This is a genomic window from Helicobacteraceae bacterium (genome assembly GCA_031258155.1).
Taxonomy (GTDB): Bacteria; Campylobacterota; Campylobacteria; order Campylobacterales; family SZUA-545; genus JAIRNH01.
This window is the reverse complement of record JAIRNH010000011.1, coordinates 1-20,007: the sequence shown is the minus strand read 5'-3', so window position 1 is coordinate 20,007 and position 20,007 is coordinate 1. Positions and strand designations below refer to the sequence as shown.

Annotated in this window: 20 protein-coding genes; 11 read left to right on the top strand and 9 right to left on the bottom strand. The window is 51.3% G+C overall.

Features of this window, described 5'->3' with window-relative positions; genetic code table 11:
• Positions 1-420: 420 nt before the first annotated feature.
• From LBF86_01515 to LBF86_01470, 10 genes are all read left to right on the top strand, one after another.
• Positions 421-1,548 carry a PLP-dependent aspartate aminotransferase family protein gene (locus LBF86_01515; protein MDR0664188.1) on the top strand — a complete coding sequence of 376 codons (1,128 nt, stop codon included), beginning with the start codon at positions 421-423 and terminating at the stop codon, positions 1,546-1,548.
• Positions 1,545-2,663 (top strand): PLP-dependent aspartate aminotransferase family protein, encoded by a 1,119-nt coding sequence (locus LBF86_01510; protein ID MDR0664187.1) that lies wholly within the window; start codon positions 1,545-1,547, stop codon positions 2,661-2,663. The genes LBF86_01515 and LBF86_01510 overlap by 4 nt, the downstream gene beginning before the upstream one ends.
• Positions 2,664-2,709: 46 nt before the next feature.
• Positions 2,710-3,606, top strand: a complete 897-nt coding sequence (locus LBF86_01505) for a cysteine synthase family protein (protein MDR0664186.1) — start codon at positions 2,710-2,712, stop codon at positions 3,604-3,606.
• Complete coding sequence (locus LBF86_01500) at positions 3,603-4,034, top strand: M67 family metallopeptidase (protein MDR0664185.1); 432 nt, start codon at positions 3,603-3,605, stop codon at positions 4,032-4,034. Before LBF86_01505 ends, LBF86_01500 begins: the two co-directional genes overlap by 4 nt.
• On the top strand, positions 4,025-4,312 hold the full coding sequence (locus LBF86_01495; protein ID MDR0664184.1) for a MoaD/ThiS family protein: 288 nt from the start codon (positions 4,025-4,027) through the stop codon (positions 4,310-4,312). Before LBF86_01500 ends, LBF86_01495 begins: the two co-directional genes overlap by 10 nt.
• Before the next feature lie 4 nt (positions 4,313-4,316).
• Complete coding sequence (gene moeB, locus LBF86_01490) at positions 4,317-5,489, top strand: molybdopterin-synthase adenylyltransferase MoeB (protein MDR0664183.1); 1,173 nt, start codon at positions 4,317-4,319, stop codon at positions 5,487-5,489.
• 58 nt (positions 5,490-5,547) lie between these two features.
• Positions 5,548-6,495, top strand: coding sequence for a hypothetical protein (locus LBF86_01485; protein MDR0664182.1), 948 nt, complete (start codon positions 5,548-5,550; stop codon positions 6,493-6,495).
• Positions 6,470-7,960, top strand: coding sequence for a cysteine desulfurase (locus tag LBF86_01480; GenBank protein MDR0664181.1), 1,491 nt, complete (start codon positions 6,470-6,472; stop codon positions 7,958-7,960). The genes LBF86_01485 and LBF86_01480 overlap by 26 nt, the downstream gene beginning before the upstream one ends.
• An 82-nt stretch (positions 7,961-8,042) precedes the next feature.
• Positions 8,043-9,002 (top strand): hypothetical protein, encoded by a 960-nt coding sequence (locus LBF86_01475; GenBank protein MDR0664180.1) that lies wholly within the window; start codon positions 8,043-8,045, stop codon positions 9,000-9,002.
• A gap of 180 nt (positions 9,003-9,182) precedes the next feature.
• Positions 9,183-9,737: a nitrogen fixation protein NifQ gene (locus LBF86_01470; GenBank protein MDR0664179.1), complete on the top strand. Its 555-nt coding sequence runs from the start codon at positions 9,183-9,185 to the stop codon at positions 9,735-9,737.
• A 16-nt stretch (positions 9,738-9,753) separates the two neighbouring features.
• Here LBF86_01470 and LBF86_01465 read toward each other — a convergent pair whose 3' ends face one another.
• The 9 genes from LBF86_01465 to LBF86_01425 all read right to left on the bottom strand — a co-directional run bounded on the left by LBF86_01465 (position 9,754) and on the right by LBF86_01425 (position 17,118).
• A complete protein-coding gene (locus LBF86_01465; GenBank protein ID MDR0664178.1) occupies positions 9,754-10,062 on the bottom strand; it encodes an AzlD domain-containing protein in 309 nt (102 codons plus the stop codon).
• Entirely contained in the window at positions 10,059-10,739 is a 681-nt protein-coding gene (locus LBF86_01460; GenBank protein MDR0664177.1) for an AzlC family ABC transporter permease, read from the bottom strand. Before LBF86_01460 ends, LBF86_01465 begins: the two co-directional genes overlap by 4 nt.
• A 13-nt stretch (positions 10,740-10,752) precedes the next feature.
• Positions 10,753-11,676: a PDC sensor domain-containing protein gene (locus LBF86_01455; GenBank protein MDR0664176.1), complete on the bottom strand. Its 924-nt coding sequence runs from the start codon at positions 11,674-11,676 to the stop codon at positions 10,753-10,755.
• A gap of 123 nt (positions 11,677-11,799) precedes the next feature.
• Positions 11,800-12,756 (bottom strand): hypothetical protein, encoded by a 957-nt coding sequence (locus LBF86_01450; GenBank protein ID MDR0664175.1) that lies wholly within the window; start codon positions 12,754-12,756, stop codon positions 11,800-11,802.
• A gap of 9 nt (positions 12,757-12,765) precedes the next feature.
• Entirely contained in the window at positions 12,766-13,740 is a 975-nt protein-coding gene (locus LBF86_01445) for a hypothetical protein (protein MDR0664174.1), read from the bottom strand.
• Positions 13,741-13,971: 231 nt separating this feature from the next.
• Positions 13,972-14,946 (bottom strand): pyruvate ferredoxin oxidoreductase, encoded by a 975-nt coding sequence (locus LBF86_01440; GenBank protein MDR0664173.1) that lies wholly within the window; start codon positions 14,944-14,946, stop codon positions 13,972-13,974.
• A gap of 10 nt (positions 14,947-14,956) precedes the next feature.
• On the bottom strand, positions 14,957-16,165 hold the full coding sequence (locus LBF86_01435; protein MDR0664172.1) for a 2-oxoacid:ferredoxin oxidoreductase subunit alpha: 1,209 nt from the start codon (positions 16,163-16,165) through the stop codon (positions 14,957-14,959).
• A complete protein-coding gene (locus LBF86_01430; GenBank protein MDR0664171.1) occupies positions 16,165-16,554 on the bottom strand; it encodes a 4Fe-4S binding protein in 390 nt (129 codons plus the stop codon). Before LBF86_01430 ends, LBF86_01435 begins: the two co-directional genes overlap by 1 nt.
• Before the next feature lie 9 nt (positions 16,555-16,563).
• Positions 16,564-17,118 carry a pyruvate flavodoxin oxidoreductase subunit gamma gene (locus LBF86_01425; GenBank protein MDR0664170.1) on the bottom strand — a complete coding sequence of 185 codons (555 nt, stop codon included), beginning with the start codon at positions 17,116-17,118 and terminating at the stop codon, positions 16,564-16,566.
• 606 nt (positions 17,119-17,724) lie between these two features.
• Between LBF86_01425 and LBF86_01420 the strand changes: the two genes are divergently transcribed.
• Entirely contained in the window at positions 17,725-19,905 is a 2,181-nt protein-coding gene (locus tag LBF86_01420) for a TonB-dependent receptor (protein MDR0664169.1), read from the top strand.
• Positions 19,906-20,007: the final 102 nt, after the last annotated feature.

Here is a 20,007-nt window from a genome sequence, read left to right as displayed (position 1 = left end):
GCGATTGCTTTGCGAAAATTCGGTCTATAGGCGCTTAAACAAGAAACGATCTAGCGCCCGCGCGTTTGCGGCTACCGCCGTCTCTTAAAACGTCCGCGCGGCGGCTTTGCGCGTTTTAACGATCCCTACGTCGCGAAACTCAAACTTTTATCGGTTATAGTCGATTATAATGTTTCGCCGTTTTCAATCCGCCCGTATAGCGCGCGCTTTGGGGAGATCGGCGCTAACGAATCGCTCTTGTTCGATCCGTTCTAACGCGTCGGCGCATACGCCTTTTCGCTCGGCGCGATCGCCGCCGATCGTTTCGCCCGAAAGCGCGTCTTTAACTTTATTCCCTATACTTACGACCGCGTTTTTTCTATAGAGATTTGTCCGCCTCGCGATAACATTTCGCGATCGCGGACGATTTAAGGATTTGCAATGAAAACGGCGACCAAACTGATCCATAACGCGCACAGCGTCGATCCGACTACGGGCGCGCTTAATACGCCGATCGTGGCGACTAGCACGTTTGCGCAAAAGGATATTTTTGCCGATCAGGAGTTCGATTACGCTAGATCGGGCAATCCGACGCGCAAGGCGTTAGAGGAGACGATCGCGCTGCTAGAGGGCGGCGCGCGCGGTTACGCCTTTAGCAGCGGAATGGCGGCGATAAGCTCCGCGCTGGGTATTTTCGCGGCTGGCGATCATATCGTGGCGGCGGAGGATATTTACGGCGGGAGCTACCGCATTCTCAACACCTTTTATAAACGCTTTGGTTTGGAGCATACCGCCGTAAATGCGAGCGATCTAAGCGAGATACGAAGGGCGATCAAACCGAACACCAAAGCGATCTTTTTGGAAACGCCGTCGAATCCGTTGCTGAAAATCACCGATCTGAAAGGCGCGATCGCGATCGCCAAAGAGCGCGATCTGCTTACCATTGTGGATAACACCTTTATGACGCCGCTTTTGCAGCGTCCGATCGAACTCGGCGCGGATATTGTCGTGCATTCCGCCACGAAGTTTTTGGGCGGGCATAGCGATCTGGTTTTGGGGCTTGCCGTCGCCGCGAGCGATACGATCGGCAGGAGAATCTATCAGGTTCAAAACGGCTTTGGAGCGACGCCTTCGCCGTTTGACTGCTTTTTGACGTTGCGCGGAATCAAAACGCTAAGGGCGCGTCTGGCAATAGAGCAGGAGGGCGCGCAAAAACTCGCCGCGTGGTTTCAAAGCCGCGACGAGGTAGAGCGCGTCTATTACCCGTCGATCGGCGAGGGCGCGAAACTGCATAGCTCGCAAGCGGACGGCTTCGGCGCGGTTTTGAGCTTCAAAACAAAGACGCTAGAGGCGGCGCTTGGATTTCTGAAAAAGGTTCGCCTCGCCGCCAGCGCCGTTTCGCTTGGCGGCGTGGAGACCATCGTCAGCTATCCCGTCAAGATGAGCCACGCCGCCATACCGCCTAACGAACGCGAGAGGCTTGGCGTGAGCGACGCTCTGATCCGCGTTTCGGTAGGATTAGAGGATATAGACGATCTAATCGACGATTTCGACAAGGCTTTGCGATGAAAAAACTAGACACGGTCTGCGTTCATACGGCGCGCCCGTTTGATCCCGTTACGGGCGCGATCTCCACGCCGATCTATCAGTCGGCTACCTTTCGCCATCCGCGCCTTGGGGAATCCACTGGGTTTGACTACTCGCGCGCGATCAACCCGACGCGATCGGTTCTGGAGGAGACGATCGCGCTGCTGGAGGGCGCGAAATACGGGCTTGCCTTCGCGACGGGAATGGGCGCGATCTCGTGCGCGATCAAGCTATTCGGCGTCGGCGATCATATTATCGTAAGCGAGGACCTCTACGGCGGCACCTACCGCCTATTCGAGGGCTATTACTCTAAATACGGCGTGGAGTTTAGCTTTATCGACACAAGCGATCTTGGCAAAGTCGCGACGGCGATGAAGCCGAATACCAAAGCGCTGTTTATCGAAACGCCGTCGAACCCGATGATGAAAATTACCGATATAGCCGCGTGCGCGAAACTAATCCGCGATCGCGGCGGGCTGCTGATCGTCGATAACACCTTTTTGACCCCCTATTTTCAAAACCCGATCGCCTTTGGCGCGGATATTGTCGTGCATTCGGCGAGCAAATATCTAAGCGGGCATAACGACACGGTCGCGGGGCTGATCGCGCACTCAAGAGACGATCTAGACCCCTTGCTTAGAGAGGCGCAAAAGAGCGAGGGCGCGTCGCTTTCCGCGCTGGATAGCTGGCTGGTTTTGCGCGGCATAAAGACGCTCGCCGTGCGCATGGAGCGCCATAAGTCAAACGGCGAGGCGATCGCCAAATGGCTGCAAAGCCGCCCCGAAGTCGAGCGGGTTTTTTACTCCGGCTTTACGCCGCACCCGCAGTCGCGCGGTAACGCGGGAATGGTCAGCTTCTATCTGAAAGACCCGAACAAAGCGCCGAAGGTTCTCGAAAAGTTAAAACTGATACTTTTCGCCGAAAGTTTAGGCGGCGTGGAGAGCCTCGTTACCTATCCGCTTGTGCAGACGCACGGCGCGATACCCGAATCCATGCGTTTGAGCGCGGGAGTAAACGATAGGCTTCTAAGGCTGTCGGTAGGCATAGAGGACAAGGAGGACCTGATCGCCGATCTAGCCCAAGCGCTAAGCGATTAAACCGTTTTTCGTTATAATCACAATAAAATCGATAGAGATTTAGATAATGGCGGGAATCATAGATTTAATCGGCGACACGCCGCTTCTTGAGATTAAACTTGGCGCTAGAAAAGGCGCGAGGGTATTCGCGAAAGCGGAGTTTTTCAACCCTGGCGGATCGATCAAAGATCGCGCCGCCAAAGCGATGTTGCTCGACGGGATACATAGCGGCGCGCTGACCAAAGACAAAACGATTATCGACGCCACAAGCGGCAATACGGGCATAGCTTACGCGATGATCGGCGCGGCTTTGGACTATAAAGTGGTTTTGTATATGCCCGCCAACGCCTCGAGCGAGCGCAAGAAAATCCTGCTTAGCTACGGCGCGCAAATTGTGCCGACCGATCCGCTCGCCTCCAGCGACGGCGCGTTTTTACGGGCAAAGGAGGAGGCTGAATCAAACCCCGATCGCTATTTCTATCCCAACCAATACCACAATCCGCAAAACCCGCTGGCGCACTACAACTCGACGGGCGTGGAGATATGGAATCAGACCAGAGGACAGGTTACGCATTTCGTCGCTATGTCCGGCACCGCGGGAACCTTTTGCGGAGTCGCGAAACGGCTTAAAGAGCTAAACCCCAAAATAACCGCCGTAAATGTTCAACCCGACTCCCCGCTACACGGCATAGAGGGGGTAAAACACCTGCAAAGCACGCTCAAAAGCGGCTTTTACGACGAAACGCTTGTCGATCGGTTCGCCGAAGTTAGCACCGAAGAGGCTTACGCGACGACGCGCAGGCTGGCTAGGGAGGCTGGGATTTACGTTGGAATCAGCAGCGGAGCCAATGTTTTCGCGGCGTTGCGGCTTGCCGAAACGCTTTCTAGCGACGAGATAGTCGTTACGATTTTGAACGACAACGGGCTTCGGTATGTCTCCGATCCGTTCTGGGACGAACGATGAGCGTCTATCTTAACGCCGAAGCCGATCGCGCGATGAGAGGCGAGGGCGAGAGGGGATACCCCTACGAAATATGCGGTTTTATGCTCGGCGAATTAGAGGGCGGCGGCGATCGGTATATAACCGAGATTTTGCCGATCGCGAACGCTCGCGAAAACGAAGCGCAGCGCAACCGCTTCGAGATCGCGCCGATCGATTTTTTGCGCGCCGAAAGAGAGGCGCTCGCCAAAAAGCTCGATCTGCTTGGCATATATCACTCTCACCCCGATCACCCCGCGTATCCTTCGCAGTTTGATTTGGAGCAGGCTTTGCCGTTCTACTCTTACGCGATCGTAAGCGTGCTAAAGGCTAAAGCCGATACGATCAATATATTTGAGTTGAGCGAGGACAGGCTTCGATTTGAGTTTCAAGGAGTAAAAATATGGCGATAATTCAACTACCCGCGGCGCTTAAAGCCTATGTCGATCACCAGAGCGAGATAGAGGTAAGCGGCGCCAACGCGTTAGAGGCGCTAGAGGCGCTGGCTAAAACATACCCGTCGATAAGGCAGCATATATTTGACGCGGACGACAAACCGCGATCGTTTATCAACATTTTTATCGGCGACGTAAATATCAGGTCGCTAGAGGGCTTTGATACCAAGATTGACGATAAAACCGTCCTGACGCTAATTCCCGCGATCGCCGGCGGCGCGCCGCAAATAGGCTAGAGCTATGCGCGCTCAAACGGAACTGACGCGAGAGGAGATCGAGCGCTACAGCAGGCATCTACTGCTTGGCGAGGTCGGGCTGGAAGGGCAAAAGAGGCTGAAAGCCGCCAAGGTGTTGATCGTCGGCGCGGGCGGTTTGGGCGCGCCGATCGCCCTGTATTTGGCGGCGGCGGGCGTTGGAACGATCGGGCTTACGGACTTTGACGAGGTGGAGTCCTCTAATCTACAGCGGCAGGTGATCCACTCCACGCGCGATATAGGTCGCCCGAAAGTCGCCTCCGCGCGCGATCGGATCAAGGGCGTAAATCCCTTTATCAACGTAGAGATTCACAATACGAAACTTAGCGCCGCCAACGCGCTCGATATTATTAAGGATTACGATATTGTCGCCGACGGGACGGACAACTATCCGACGCGCTATCTGCTAAACGACGCGTGCGTCTTTTTGGGCAAGCCGATTGTCTATGGCTCGATCTATCAGTTCGAGGGGCAGCTCTCCGTTTTCGACGCGAAGCGCGGACCGTGCTATCGCTGCCTCTATCCTACGCCGCCGCCCGCGGGCTTGGTTCCCTCGTGCGCGGAGGGCGGCGTGGTCGGCGCTCTGCCGGGTATCGTCGGCTCTATGCAGGCTTCCGAAGTTATCAAGTTGATCGTCGCGCCCAATTTCAGCGCCGCCAACGCGCCTAAAACAATGATCGGGCGGCTACTCCTGTTTGACGCTTGGAAAATGAGGTTTAATACCTTCTCGATAGACAAAGACCCAAGTTGCCCCGTCTGCGGAGAGAATCCGACAATTACGGCGCTGATCGACTACGAGCAGTTTTGCGGGCTGAAGTTTGACGAGCAAGAGGAGCCTGTCGCCGCCATAACGCCCAAAGAGCTTAAACGTCGCTTGGATCGCGGCGAAAAACCGCAGTTAATCGACGTGCGCGAACCGCACGAGCTCGCGATCGCCAGATTTCCAAACGCCAAAGCCATTCCGATCGGTCAGATCGCGAGGCGGCGAGACGAGCTAAATCCAAACGTCGAGGTCGTCGTTATCTGCAAGATGGGAACAAGAAGCGCGTTTGCCATTCGCGCGCTCAAAGAGGCGGGTTACGCCGGATCGCTGCTTAACCTAGAGGGCGGGATAAACGCGTGGTCTGAACAGGTTGATCCCTCGCTGCCGACCTATTAAAAACGCCGCGTCCCTTTAAGGCGAAGGGCGGATTTCATACCAAAAGGAGCATCTTCAGATGGCTACTACGCACGCTTTGGGTCGCGACGCGGCTCTGCAACTATCCAACGTCGTCAAAACGACGCCGCAATACGGCGCGCTGACTCCGCGCTATTTGACGCGCGTTTTACAGTTTAAGGGTCTTGAAACGGGTATCTACCGCGTTAATAGGGTGGTCGAGGGGGAAACGCCTCTCGACGTGCTTTGCTCGCAAGACCTAAAGAAAACGACCATTCCAAACGGATATATCGAGTATGAGGCTAAGCCCAGAGAATACAAGCTAAATTCGATTAACGTGATCCTAAACGTCGATACGCGAATTAGCGATCTCTACGGCAAACCCTACGATCAGACGCAAGAGCAGCTGACGCTCGCGATCGAGAGCTTAAAAGAGCGCCAAGAGAGCCAGCTTATCAATAACGACGATTACGGCTTGCTAAAAAACGTGGCGGACAGCCAGCGCGTTCGCGCGCGTTACGGTCGCCCTATGCCCGACGATCTCGACGAGCTTTTAACTAAAGTATGGAAAGATCCGAGTTTCTTTTTGGCGCACCCGCGCGCGATCGCGGCGTTTGCTAGAGAGTGCACAAGACGAGGCGTGCCGCCCGCGAGCGTCAATGTCGCGGGAGGCGTTTTTATCTCGTGGCGCGGGATTCCGATTATTCCCAGCGACAAGCTGTTTGTGGACGGGCTAAAGAGTCCAAAGTCCAAAGCGGGCAAGACGAATATCCTTCTCGTGCGCACGGGCGAAACCAATCGCGGCGTGATCGGGCTTTTCCAAGCGGGTCTGCCAAACGAGAGTTCAAGAGGGCTAAGCGTCCGCTTTAGGGGCATCGACGATCACGGCGTGGCGAGCTATCTGTTGTCGCTGTATTGCTCCGCGGCTATCTTAGCGCCCGACGCGATTGCCGCGCTTGAGGAAGTAGAAGTAGGCGATTATTATGAATATACCCAGCAACCCGTCTGATCCGAGCGCGTTTGGTCTGCCAAACGAAGCAGAGCTAGCCGCTTTGGCTTCGCGCTTTTTTCCCGAATACGGCGAGGGCGAGCAAATACCGTCCGCTAGCGGCTATTCGATATACGACGAAAAAGCGGCGCGATCGACCTCGCCGTTTGTCAAGACGGGCGGCTATTCGCCGATCGTGGAGGCTTACGACGGCGAGGTTAGACGTTGCGGCGGCGAATCGGCGCGTTATCAGGGCGCGGCGGGATTGGTGGGCGCCAGAAGCCTAGAGTCGATTCGAGCCGATTTTCCCGTGCTAAACAACGCGATAGACGGAAAGCAGATCGTATGGTTCGACAACGCCGCCACCACCCAAAAACCGCAAGCCGTGATCGATAGGCTCGTCCAATATTACTCGCGCGAGAACAGCAACGTTCATCGCGCCGCGCACGCGTTAGCGGCGCGATCGACCGACGCTTACGAAAAGTCGCGCGAGATCGTCGCCAAGTTTATCGGAGCGCCCAGCAAGGATAATATCGTTTTTGTTCGCGGGACGACCGAAGGGATCAATCTTGTCGCGCAGGCGATCGTAAAACCGACGCTAAAAGCGGGAGACGAGATAATCTTAACGCTGCTCGAACACCACGCCAATATCGTGCCGTGGCAACTCGTCGCGCAAGAGACGGGCTCGATTTTGCGCGTCGCGCCGATCGACGAGGACGGGCAGATTATCCTTGCCGAATATGAAAAGCTGTTCAACAGAAACACCAAATTCGTCAGCGTCGCGCACGTCTCAAACGCGCTTGGCGTGATTACGCCCGTAGAGGCGCTAGTCGCGATCGCGCATAAATACGGCGTTCGCGTTTTGATCGACGCGGCGCAGTCGGTTTCGCACATACCGCTGAACGTATCCGCGCTGGACGCAGACCTGCTGGTTTTCAGCGGGCATAAGATATACGGACCCTTTGGAATCGGCGCGCTATACGCGAAAAAAGAGGCGTTGGACGCGGCGAAACCCTATCACGGCGGAGGCAATATGATCGCCGACGTAACCTTCGAGCGCACGCTCTATCAAAAAGCGCCCGCGAAATTCGAGGCTGGCACGGGAAGTATAGCGGACGCGGTCGGGCTGGGCGCGGCGCTGGAGTATGTGAGCGACATAGGTTTGCAGAACATATTCGCCTACGAGCATTCGCTTTTGGAATACGCGATAGGCGAGCTAAATCGCGTCCCCTCTTTGCGCCTGATCGGGACGGCGAAGGAGAAAACCAGCGTTTTATCGTTCGTTATCGACGGCTCGTCCAACGAGGAGATCGGCAGATATTTAGACGCCAAAGGGATTTCCGTAAGAGCGGGACACCACTGCGCGCAACCGGTTTTGCGCCGCTTTGGGCTGGAAGGGACGGTGCGCCCCTCGATCGCCTTTTACAACACCTTTGAAGAGGTTGATCTGCTAATAAAGGCGTTATTTGAATGGACGAGGCGATGAGGCAAGTTCGCTTTGCGCCGCCGCGAGGCTTAAAGAGCGCTTGGTTAGAGCCGATCGCGATCGATAGAAAGGCGTTGCGCAAATGGGCAAAATGATGATAGAAAGCCGACTAAAGGCTCTTAGCGCCGCGATCGCGCAAAGTTACGACGATCTGAGCGTTACATTCAAGTTCGGCTCCGCTTCGATTTTACCCGACGCTAAGCGTTCGGTAAAGTTGTTGGATAAACTGCAGGCGCTACTGTTTCCGGGCTATTTTAGCAAGCCGTTTAGCATTCCCGCTTCGGCGAGCTGCCATATCGGCGTGGCGTTAGAAGAGATTCAGTGCGCGTTAAGCCGCGAGGCGGCAAAGGCTCTGCCGCACCTAGATCGCTTCGCCGAGGAGGATCAAAAAGAGATCGCCGCGCAGGCGCAGTGGCTCGCGATCGCCTTTTTGGAGCAGTTGCCGCAGATTAGAAAACTGCTCGCCTCCGACGTCAAAGCCGCCTACAACGGCGATCCGGCGGCGTTTAGCTTGGACGAGATTATCTCCTCTTATCCGGGCTTTTACGCGGTTACCACCTATCGTTTGGCTAACGCGCTTCACAAACTCGGCGTGCCGCTTATCCCCCGTATCTGGTCGGAGCGCGCGCACGGCAAGACGGGAATCGACATTCACCCCGGCGCGACGATCGGACACCACTTTTTCATCGATCACGGCACGGGGATCGTGATCGGCGAGACGACGATTATCGGAAATCACGTCAAAATCTATCAGGGCGTAACGCTGGGCGGCATATCCACGCGAGGCGGGCAGGCTTTGCGCGGCGTGAAACGGCACCCGACTATCGAGGATTACGTAACAATCTACAGCGGCGCGTCCATATTCGGCGGACATACGATTATCGGCAAACGGTGCGTTATAGGCTCGAACGTCTTTATCGCCACAAGCGTGCCTGAATACACGAAGGTCAGCGTCAAAAACCCCGAACTGCAATACAAAGACAACAACCTCTCGCCAAAAAGCGAATTGGAGCAAGACGAGTTCTGGACATGGACGATATAATTGCGTCGCGCCGTTTAATTCGCGCTAGAAAACCAGCCAATCAATAACAAAACGAGACTGAAACGGCGATAAACATTTCAATAGCGAAACGATTTCAAACTTATGTTCGCGGTTATTTTTTAAGCGCCGTTATTTATTTTTGATATGGTAATTTAGCGATCAAAATCGCAAGGAAGATCGGTGCGAGATCGCGCTTTAATCGTGTCGGAACTCTTATCTCGACCCGCCGACGGCTACGCGCTAACCGATCCGAATCGATCGATTTTAGCGAGTTTGATCGCCGGACGTTTGCGCGGCGAAGGCGCGCTAAACGCGACGCTAGGGTTATGCGAAAACGAGCTTGACGCGCTATGGATAAGTTATTTTTCCGGAGAACGACCGGAGCTTCCCAATCAAGTTACGCAAGAGTTGTTAGAGCGCCAAGATTTAATAGAGCTGTTGCTGTCGCATCGCGCCCGTAGATTTGAATCGGAAGTTTGGCTCGCGTCGATAGTAGCGCAGGCTTGCGCCGGCAAAAGGCACTTGTGGCGCGATCTAGGTTTAGCGAGCCGCGCCGAGCTTAGCGGTTTACTTCTCAACGCCTTTCCCTCTTTTGCTAGTCAAAATACGGGCGATATGCGGTGGAAAAAATTTTTGTATCGGTTTTACTGCGCCAAGTCGGGCATATATGTCTGCCCGTCGCCATCGTGCGCCGAATGCTCCGACTACTCGCGCTGTTTCGCGCCTGAAGATTAACGAAGGAAATAGCCGCTTAAAAAATCGCGACAAGCAACAGGCAGATAGTCGTTGAAAACGCTATCGTAATAAGCGCGTTTTTAAAGATCAAATGCGCCGCCAGCGCGGAAAAAGCGCCTACGACTTGCGCGACGCCAAAGTCGGCGTCTCGCAAGGTAATAAAAACCAAAACGACGATAATCATAATAGGCATATTACGCTCAAGCGTTTTTAATAGGCAATTATTAGATTTAACGTTTATAAAAAATATAAATCCAAGCGATCTAGTCAAAACTACGGCGATTGACGATAGTAACAGAGCTAAGAGAATATAACCATCGCTCATCGTTCATACCATTTACGAAAAGCGATCAGCGAAAAAAGCGAAACAAACAGGGCGCAGAGCGCCGCGTTATCCCTTGGCGCAAATTCGATCGCTATCGCGGCGATCGCTATAGATACGACAAGAGGTTTAATCGGTTTGGTTTTTATAAACAGATCGACTCCAAGCGCGATAAAAAGCGCGGTTAAAACAAACTCTATTCCATTTAATTCAAACGTCGCAATTGAACCGATCGCAATTCCAATAATCGTCCCGACGATCCAATATATATGATTTAATAAACTAACGCCGAAATAAATATCCGTTTTATCGTTTTGGCTTAAACTAAGCGATTTTAGCAGAGCAAAAGTCTCGTCGGTAAGCGCGAAGATCGAATATAGTTTCTTTATCCCGCGCATAGATTTATATTCGTTTAGCATGGCAATCGAATAGAAAAAATGACGAAAACTGAGCAACAAGATCGCTAAGAATATATTGAATAACCCGCTAGATTGCGCGATAAGCAAAGCTACTAAAAATTGCGCGCTACCCGAATATACGATCACGCTGGTTAGCAGGGTAAAATACCACGCTAGTTTCATCTTAACGGCGAAAAAGCCAAACGCCGCGCCAAGCGGAACATACCCGCAAGCGACGGGCGCGGCGTATCTAAAGATCGACGCGATTTTCTCTGTTCTCATTAACCGCGCGAGGCTAATTAGATCGGCAGATTTTTGATTTTTTCCCGCCGGTAAGATATATATAAAGCGACAGTCCAATCAATAGCATAGTAACCGCGCCTATAAGATATACCGCATATACGATATGCTCGGCTTGATCTTTCGCCACAAACTTAAACACAAGCATTAGAGCCTCGATAGCTAGCGCTATAACGATCGATCCCAAAAATCTAACCATAGTTTTATGCACGCTGCCGTTTTTGACCTTTTTGCTATGACCTAAAACCTCTTCTTCAAATATAGTTTTTACCAGATCGAAGATTGCCAGAGCCAAAGTCAGCAAGATCGTCGCCCTAAACATATCTTCGGTGTTTATGTTGGAGATACTAATTCCATGCTCAAAAAAACTTTCTATTCCGTGTGTGAAAACGACGCAAGCCACCATCAACAGAGCAAAAGAAAACAGAGTATATATTATTTTAGAAAAACTGGCAAAAAATAGATCGAGTTTTGTCGATTGGCAAATTTTTATTATGTTGCTTAAAGAAACGTCAATACATATAATATACCTTAAAACGCCGCTTTCGTCGTATAACGGGAAACTTGCCGTTACGCATAGATCATTGGTTAAGCCGGATGGATACGGATCGGTTAATACGCAACGTTTTTCTCTTACGGCGCGGTAATAGTAGGCTTTGGAGCTTCGGTCAATTCCTTTGCCTACGCGTAATTTCAGATCGTTGGCGATATTATCGATCACCTGCTCGCCTTTTGGATCAAGCACGTATATCGCGTCAAAACTATTTACTTCGTTAGCTATTTTATCGAGTTGGACAAGCACGCTATCAAGCAACGGTTCCGGCATTCGATTATGCAGGTTGCGCGTAAAAAGATAGGTTAGATAAGCTCTTGCCTGATATCTAATTTCGGCAAACTGCCTGATGTCTCTAATGATCATGTATTTCCCCGCCGCAAAAATAACCGCGAATTATAGCGCTTTTGAGGCGATTAATCAAACGACGCGAATAAACTTGCCCCGTTTGCCCCGTTAAACGCGGTTGCCTTTATGTTTCGCGTATCGTTAATTTGGCTTAGCGGCGCCCGCCGTTTGGAGCCTAATGGTTCCGAAATCGTTTGGATCGTAAAGCCAATATTTATCCGTATTTAACCCTTTATTTTTGTCGGTTAGTTTGCCTGTCGCGGGTCCCGTAATCGCCGTTTTAGCGCCGAGCGCTTTTGTAGTCCAAGCATCTCTATCCCAATTATGATCATCATGATCTAAGATCAACGCTAGGGCGGTAGAGCCGCGCGCCTGATCGTCCGCGTTAGAATCGCGAGATAAAATTGGATCGCTCCACGATCTTAAACTCAAAGCGTTTGGATAAGCGCTTCTGCTAGAGCCTTGTTCGTCGTCCGGCGAAGCGCTGTTATACGCGCGTATTGTTATATTGTATGAAGTGCCGGCGCGATCAAAAACGATTGTGGTTATTGGTTTAGCGGCCATAACCTTACCCCTAATAGTAACCAATCGCGGAGTCAACTTTTTCAAGTCGCCTCTTTCTTTTGTAAATTCGTCAAGTTTGATATTAAGATCGTTTAATATTTTGGTTGTTATCTGCGATATATCCGCTTTATATTCCGCCTCGCCAATTTGGTCGGCATATTGAATAATCTCTTGCGCGCTTTTTCCGTCAAGAAAACGTATAAGTTCGTTTTGTTTTTCTTGAACGACCACCTCTAATGCCTTTGAAAGCCGTTTTTCCTCTTCGTACGTAATTTCATAGTCGACTTTACGCTCAAACTCGTAAATCGCGTATATAAAAGCGCTAAGCTTCGCTCGCTCTATCGCTGTAAACGCATCTATAAAACGTTGCTGATCCGTAGGCGAAAGCTCTCGCGTAATCGCCCGCGCCGAAGCCCTCAACGCTTCTAAATCGTCTCCTCTTAGCGTTATGGCGGATTCGCTATCCGTCGGCAAAATAAATAACGATACAACAAATATTGTCAAAAGCGATTTATTGACGGCAAAGTTACGCATTACGTCTCCTTATATAATATCGGCGAACATTTTATCAAATGGTATATTGTTTGTCTCGCAATATTTTTTTATATCGCTATCGCTATTAAAATATGTATCGCACATCTTATCAAGTCCGATTTCCACATCTTTACGATATTCGTCATTGGACGTAATAATCACTCTAGCTTGTTTAATAAATTCCTTGAACGACTTATTTCCGCATAATTTATCTATTGTTTGAAAATCCAACTCTCGATATTTTGACTGAAATAAAATTTTGCTTTCATAAGGATATGAGCAGAGTTTTATAACGCCTATGCCAAACGCTTGGCTTAGCCTTTCAATTTCATCTTTTAATTGGTCGCCGATCTCTAAAGCCGCCAAAAAACCGTAATTTGCCCAGCTAGAATTGGATACGGCTTGGAAAAACGCTTCTTTTAGCTCGCTGTCGTTGCTTATTGATTTTTTGATTTCATAAGAATAAAATTTTAACGCGTCTCTTCTATTGGTAGCCTCGAGTAAATTGCGGCTTTCTTCAGTATTGAATTTCTTGAATTTAACGCCAACCATATCTGGATGCGTCCATATTTGATTTTTGCCTTTATTGATTGATTGTTCGTGATAAATCGTTTTAGCGCGAATTGCGATAGTGTTTAGGTATGAGCTAAGCAATATATGCAAATCTCTTTCATGAAAAGTTTTTTGTTTTACTTTGTTATCGCTCAAGGCGCCTGAGTTATCCGAATTGATATTTTCAAAATCTATTGTTTGTTCATCTTTTGTTAGATAATAAAGATATACCCCATTTTCTTGGAGAACTCGACCGACCCTAGCGTCCCCGCGACGAATAAAGTTGCCTAGTAACGCGGAAAGCGTGTTTTTTGGCGTTGGCGCGGTGAAATCATAATATTTGCGCTCGACAATATGGTTAAAAATTTCTGAAGAGTTTGCGGGTTTTTGCAGATTGCCAAGAGCTTTTAGCGCCGCTTCATTGATCGTCATATAGAACTCCTTATGTTCATATTTTAACGCAATGCAGCTTGCTTTGACGATCGATAACCGCGAGAATTTTCGCGGCTATCGATTGCTAGTATCTATCTGCGTCAAAATCGCAAATGGGCGGCGGCGCAGATAGCCCGCGCGGCGTCTATATTTTTTGCCGCCGCCTCAATATATGCGCGTTTTCAGGTTTGAAAAGGCGCTTGAAGCGCCCTTGCAACGCGATATACTCCTTTAGACGCCGGCGTCTTGGCGGCGGCGCAGATAGTCCCACGCGGCGTCTATATTTTTTTGCCACCGCTCCAAAATATGCGCGTTTTCAGGTTTGAAAAGGTGCTTGAAGCGCCCTTGCAACGCGATATACTCCTTTACGGGCAGTTTGTTTTTCGGCTCGTAGGTGATCGTGAGTTTATAGCCAAAATCCTCGTCGTTATGCTCGATCTGATAAAGCGGGCAGACGCACGAATCGACCATAATCTCGCTAACTTGCATCGATAGCGCGGGATCAAACTTCCACTCGGTGGGGCAGGGACTCATCGCGTTGATAAAAACGGGTCCGTTCGCCGCATACGCCTTTTGCGCTTTGGCTACGAGGTCTTTCCAAAACTTATGCCCCGGCGCGATCTGCGCGACAAACTCGCATCTATGCGCAGCCATAATCGCCACGAGGTCCTTTTTGTGCTTCTTTTCGCCGTAACTTACCTTGCCCGCAGGCGAAGTGGTGGTGGAAGAGCCGATAGGGGTGGAGGAGCTACGCTGACCGCCCGTGTTCATATAGCCTTCGTTATCGACGCACACGTAGATAAATCGATGTCCGCGCTCCGCCGCGCCGCTTAACGACTGAAAGCCGATGTCGTAAGTGCCGCCATCGCCGCCGAAAGCTAAAAATTTAATCTCTTTGTCGTTATAGCTTTTACCCTGATTTTTGAGCGATTTATGCATAGCCTCCACGCCGCTAATCGCCGCCGCCGCGTTTTCAAACCCCACATGCACCCAGCTTACGTTCCAGCTTGTGAAAGGGTAGATCGTCGAGCAGACCTCCAGACAGCCCGTAGCGTTAGAAACGCATAGCTCTTCGTCGGTGGCGTTGATAAACTCGCGCACGATCACGCCGTGCGAACAGCCCGGACAAAGACGATGACCGCCCTGAAAGCGCTCGATCGAGGTTGAAAAATCTTTTAGGTTTTTGATCTGTTTTGCTTCGCCCATAGCGCTCTCCTCACTGATAGAAACTCAGAGGTTTGCCTCTGAGATTGACCGTTTGCATAATCGGTTTTACCCGTTTGCCCGCCTTAGAACACTCTTGCGCGTCGTTGAAAATCGCCTCTAAATGCTCCGTCGTCGCGTCGCGCCCGCCAAGCCCGTAGATATAGTTGATCAGCGTCGCTTTTAAGCCGTTTTCCACAATTACCGCCGCCGTTTCGCCGTAAAGCGCGCCCGTCGTGCCAAGCGGCGCGGAGCGATCCAAAACGGCGATCGTTTTCGCGCTTTTAAGCGCCGCCGCAAGCTCCTTTTTGGGAAACGGTCGCCACAGCCTAACGCCAACCACGCCTACTTTTCGCCCCGCTTTTCGCAAATTATCCACGGCGATCTGCGTCGTGCCAAAAACGCTGCCGATCGCTATAATAATCTCGTCCGCGTCGTCGGCTTTGTAGCTCTCGACGACCTTATATTGACGACCCGAAAGTTTGGCGAAATCGGCGAAATTCTCCTCGATAACCTTTTGGCTCTCGACGATTGCGTGATTGTGGCGCATCTTGTGTTCGTAATGCCATTCGCCTTCCGTTTGCGCGCCGTAGGTAACCGGACGCTCGGTATCAAGCATAGGGTTATGCGGTTTGTAATCGCCGATGAAGCCGTAGGCGCTTTCATCGTCCATACAAAAAACCAACTCCGTCGTATGGCTCGTGATAAAACCGTCCTGATTGACCGCGACGGGCAGGCGCACGCGCAAATCCTCCGCCGTTTTGAAGGCGACGAAGTTAAGATCGTAAGCCTCCTGCGGGCTAAACGCGCAGAGATTGATCCAGCCCGCGTCGCGCCCTAAATACATATCGGAGTGATCGCCGTGAATATTCAGCGGCGCGGCTAAGGCGCGATTTACAACGTTCATCACAATCGGCAACCGCATGCCGCTTGCCTGATACAAAACCTCGATCATCAGCGCGTAGCCTTGCGAACTCGTCGCCGTCGCCACGCGCCCGCCAGCCGCCGCCGCGCCCACGCACGCGCTCATCGCCGAATGCTCGCTCTCGACCATCACAAACTCGCCTTTAACCTCGCCGTCGGCGACAAATTGCGAATATCTTTGCACGATCGGCGTGGAGGGGGTGATCGGATACGCCGCTACCACGTCGATTTTCGCCTGACGCATCGCCTGCGCAGCCGCCGTGTTGCCGTCCCAAACGACTTTTTCTTGAGTCGCCATCATTGCTCCTTTTTCTTTTCTTCTTTAGCGGGCCACGCCTTGATCGCCTCTTCTTGCTGCATCTGATTTGGAAACATTACTAAAGATTTCGGATTGGTGGGACAGACGCTAGAGCAAAGACCGCACCCTTTGCAGTGATCGTAGTCGATATATCCGAACCTCTTATCTTGAGCGACAATCGACGTATCGGGACAACCGATCCAGCAAAACTGACAATGAATACAGCCCGCGGGGTTGTATATGGGCTTCAAAACCCGCCAATCCGCCACGCTGTGCTTGATTGAGTTGTTTTCGTGGAAGACGTTATTAGCGCGATCGCCTTCAAAAGAAAAGAGCGTCGCGCCCGCCTCAAACTCGCTCCAACCTAATAAATTATGTTCGTCAACCATTAGCTCTCCTTATCTAACTTCGTTATAGGCGCGTTTGATCGCCTGCATATTGCCGTCGATAACCTTCTGCGGAAACTTCTTGAGTATTCTGCCCATAGAGGCGCAAAAACTCTCTATATCAAACGCCGCGGAAACCTTTATAAACGCGCCCAGCATAGGCGTATTTGGAATCGCCCGTCCGATCGTCTCCTGCGAAATCTTTATACAATCGACGACGCTCACGTTCTTGCCCGCTAGATCGGGAACCTCTTTCACAAGGTCCTCTTTCGACATATGAGTAGTGATAATAAAGCGCGCGTCGGGTTTTGCGTCGTAGGTTATGTTGGTATAGACCAGCGAAGGGTCGATAACCAGCACATAATCGGGAAGCATCGACTTGCTATGGTCGATAATCTGTTCGTCGCTGATACGATTAAACGCGTGCATCGGCGCGCCGCGCTTTTCGGCGCCATAAACCGAAAACGCCTGCACAAATTTGCCGTCCTCAGCCATTACGTCGCAAAGAGCCTTCGCCCCCGTAACGGCTCCCTGCCCAGCCCTGCTGTGCCATCTAATTTCCAGCATTTTCCGTCCTTCGTAGTTTTTTCGCGGGTATGCAAATAGATTGTAGAAAAGCCTCTCTTAATTATGCCTTGAATATGGTAAATTGTTTAAATTTTAGGCGCTAAAAATCTGTTTTTGGAACGCTCAACATAACGTTAAATAAAATAGTTGATTATTTCGCTCGATTTTATATTAGATTTCGCCGCAAAAGACGGACGGCTTTTATGATAACGTTCGTAAATGCCGCCCTCGTTTGGATTTCTAATCCCGCGATTATAATCGTCATAGTTTTTTGCGCTTTAATCGTTTTCGGACGTTTCGATCTAGCGCAAAAACGCCCGCTTATTTTTCGTTTGCCAATTTTATTTCGGCGCAAAGCAAGAAGCCGCGCGCCGCGTTGGCGCGACTAGCGATAACGCCTAAACGCCGCAAAATTAAACGCGCGAACTAAATCCGCGCGCGGTTTTATCTTGCTTTAAGGTTATATTTCGCTATTATTCCACGCGAGAAATTTGGTTTAATTCTCAAAATCAAAAGGAGTAACCATGGCAAACGCAATCAGCGTAAATCCTAGCATGACGGGGGGGGGGGGGGCTTTTAGCTCTAATAACGGCGCTAAGCCTCGCCTTGCCTATAGTAGCCGACGACGAATCGACTGAATCAAACGGCGCTCCAGCCGCCGTAACGCAATCAAGCCAAACAACAACAGCTCCCACGAGAGCAAAATCGGACGACGACGTAACGGAGCTTGACGAAATTAAAGTCGTCAGCGCGGCGGGTTACGAACAGAATATAGCCGACGCCCCCGCAAGCGTCTTTGTAATCGCGCGCGAGGAGTTGGAGAAGAAATCCTTCAACGATCTAACCGACGTTCTTAAAAACGTACCCGGCATTTATATAACGGGCGGCAGCGTATATAAAGACATATCCATTCGCGGTATGACTAGCGGCTATACGCTCTACTTAATCGACGGCAAACCAATGCAGGGCAACGACGCCAACAGCCCCAACGCTACGGGCGGCGGCGTAGCCGTAGGCGCTCTGCCTCCCGTTTCTATGATCGAGCGGATCGAGGTTGTGCGAGGTCCTATGTCCTCGCTTTACGGCTCGGAAGCCATAGGCGGCGTTATCAACATTATCACCAAGAAAGTTCCTAGCGAATGGTCTGGCAGTTTTAAGAGCGAATACACAAAAACCCTAAGCGACGTTACGCAAGACGGTTATTCGGGCAACCTCAATATAGCGGGACCCATTGTGCAAGACCTATTGTCCTTGCAGGCTTACGGATCGGTTCTAGGCGTGGACGAACAACACTGCCCGGAGGAGCTGCTTGCGCTGGGAACCAACAACGCTTGCGGAGACAAAGCCGCCGCGCCCGCGGCGCGCTATGACAACAGGCAGGTCGGCGCCAAAGCTATTTGGGCGATCAACAAAGCCAATAGCGCGTGGGCGGCTTACGACTATTCAAGGCAAGAAAGAGCGGCGACCGCCGGCGTTTCTAATACCGCGTGGGGCGCCGGGCGATCAGGCTCGATGTCGGTTAAACAGACCGCATCCGCGGGGCATGATCTGAAACTCGACGATTTCGCGCTAAACACCTATATTCAAAAAGCGGCTACTGAAAATCCTCGGGGAGACGGCATTTTTTACGAGGTGTTGACGCTTAATACGCAGGGGACGTATTACTTCGATACGAACATTCTGACCGTCGGCGCCCAGTATAGAAACGAAATGCTCGACGATATTGGCTCGAACGTGCTTAGCGCGGAATACAATGTAACGGGCAATAATACGTGGAAGTATAAGTCGATGGAGATCGATAGAGATCAATACGCTATTTTCGCCGAGGACGAGTGGAATATTTTGGATAATCTGGCTTTAACGGGCGGCGTTAGGCTAAATCACGACGAGGATTACGGCGCGCATATAACCCCGCGCCTTTACGCGGTGTATCACCCGATCGACGAGGTCGTCGTTAAAGGCGGCGTTTCCGGCGGATACAAAACCCCGTCCATACGACAGATATCTAACGATTTCGGCAGCGTGTCCGGCGGAGGGGCGTATCCTCCCAACGTAACGATAGGCAACGCCGATCTAGACCCCGAATCTAGCATAAGTTACGAAGCGTCGGTAGCTTACGACAATAAGGCGATCGGTTTTGGCGCGAGCCTAACCGCCTATCACACCGATTTCAAAGATAAAATCGAGTCGTATGCAGTCTGCAACGGCGGCGGTAACAACGCGGCGTTGCGAAGCGACGGAATACCCTTTTGCACGCAGGGTTCCAAAGATTATTACGAAGCCTACTATGGCAGTTCTTTCTCAGACCCCGTTTTAGACCTAAACGGAGGACCCTATTCAAGCGGTAGCACGTATCACAACGTAGAAGGAGCGGAACTCGAAGGGATCGAGGTTACCTTAAACTACAATCTGCCGTCGATTGTTTCGGTAGCCGCGACCTACACCCATACCGACAGCGAGCAAAAAACGGGAACCAACAAAGGCAAAGCGCTAAACGCGATCTCGAAGCACATGTATAACGTGAACGTCGATTTTGACGTTACCGCGAGGTTTGCTCTTTGGGCGCAATACAACTACAGAGGCAAGTATCTCGAGACGACGGCTACTTCGCCCGCGACCAACAAGTCTTACGATTTTGTGGATATGGGGACGGTGATTCGTCTCAAAGACGGCGTGAAGCTCTTAGCGGGCGTGTATAACGTCGCCAACAAAGAGGTTACAAGCGCCACGCACGGAAAGACGCTAGAAGGCAGAAGGCTTACCGTCGGCGTTAACGCCGACTTTTAGCTAACGCCATAGAGGTTTGAACGCCGCCGCCCGTTATATTTTAGGGCGTTAAACAACCGCCGCGCTTTATAGGCGCGGCGGTTTTGGCGTTTTCAAAAACCG